A 939-nucleotide genomic window follows, 5' to 3' on the forward strand; every position below is an offset into this window, starting at 1 on the left:
ACAAGATCCCCTACCAACCACGGCCGACAGATCAGGCACCCGTCCCCGCTTGACGAAACCCATAGGGACACCCCCCCGGCACCTCGATGCCCACCTGCTCGTAGCTGTAGTCGGTGTGACGGAAGACGAGCAACCGCCCCTCCCGCACCACATAGCAGAGAACTTTTTCCACCACGACCTTCGCCACCATACGATCTCCGTATCGACATTTAGCAAAACAAGATGGCAGCTCTGCGGATACTGCGCCCTAGCCGCACGGCTCCCAGCAATCAGTATCAGGATGACAATTCACGGACAAGCTAACGAGATCCTATAGATGCGCCAGGTGCGCGGGCCATAAGTCCATGGACGATGAATCTTTTGCCTATCTCGCCGACGGTAGAGGGCGGGGAGTGGTCGACCTTAACCTCCTCCGCCATGCACGCCATTCTCGTCAGTGGACGATGATGAGGTTGGCCATGTCTACCACCGGCCGGTAGCCAAGCGCGGCGTAGATTTTGTTCGAGGTCGGGTTTGCCTGGTCGGTGTACAGGCACACCCGTGCACCGTCGGCCTGGATCCGCCGGGAAACCTCGGCAACCGCGTTGCTGGCCCATCCACGCCCGCGCTGGGCTGGCGGCGTGTACACCGGGCCGATGCGCGCGACCCCGAACGATGGGGGGTTGGCGCCGGTGAGGTGCACCCGATCTCCAGTCCCGTCGACCCAGAACCACAGCTGCCCGGCCCGTAGTCGGCGCAGCAATTCCGCACGGTCGGGCACCTCATGCGCGCTGGCACCGCGTCGGCGGCCCGCCTGTTCGTCGGCGTCGCCCACGAACGCGCCGAACCACTTCATGACCAGCTCTACGTCATCCTCGACCGCTACAGAGGTTGAAAGGCTGATGTCCGTCGGCGTGTCGGCGTGACCGACGTCGATGGGTTTGGTAGGCCTGAGGTATG

General features: G+C 62.9%; 1 protein-coding gene and 1 pseudogene. Both read right to left on the reverse strand.

Features of this window, described 5'->3' with window-relative positions; genetic code table 11:
• Nucleotides 1-70: 70 nt before the first annotated feature.
• Nucleotides 71-190: pseudogene (locus ACLQ25_RS32705) on the reverse strand (NUDIX hydrolase); the annotation flags it as partial.
• A gap of 243 nt (nucleotides 191-433) precedes the next feature.
• The coding region (locus ACLQ25_RS32710; protein ID WP_425734588.1) for a GNAT family N-acetyltransferase at nucleotides 434-939 on the reverse strand (506 nt) is incomplete at its 5' end.

This window comes from Micromonospora sp. DT44 (genome assembly GCF_049841635.1).
Lineage (GTDB): Bacteria > Actinomycetota > Actinomycetes > Mycobacteriales > Micromonosporaceae > Micromonospora.